This window comes from Bacillus sp. SIMBA_005 (assembly GCF_046535585.1).
GTDB lineage: Bacteria > Bacillota > Bacilli > Bacillales > Bacillaceae > Bacillus > Bacillus pumilus.
Genome location: NZ_JAWRWI010000667.1, coordinates 1 through 259, shown reverse-complemented (window position 1 = coordinate 259; position 259 = coordinate 1). Strand labels below are relative to the sequence as shown.

The following is a 259-nucleotide window of genomic DNA, read 5'->3' as shown; positions in this document are numbered from 1 at the left end:
CAAGGGGTTTGGGAACAGCTCGAACAGCTGCCTTCCGCGCAGGCGATCCCCTCCGCCGTCGTTGACGAAATCCGGCGTCTCGCAGAACCGATCTATCGGCGGAAAGCGGCGGCTGGTCCGGCCTCAATGCGCTACCTCGTAGCCGGTCTGGAAACCGATGGCTCGCCGGCGATCCGGTGGCTTGAGTTTGATACGAGAAACCTCGGCGGCGTTTTGGGTCCATGCCAGATCGCCGCGTTAGGTACGCAGCCAAACATAC

At 62.2% G+C, this 259-nt stretch carries 1 protein-coding gene; it reads left to right on the top strand.

Translation table 11 applies throughout. The features are described 5' to 3' along the window. A partial coding sequence (locus SB660_RS21760; RefSeq protein WP_410584506.1) for a hypothetical protein occupies positions 1 to 259 on the top strand: 259 nt, incomplete at both ends.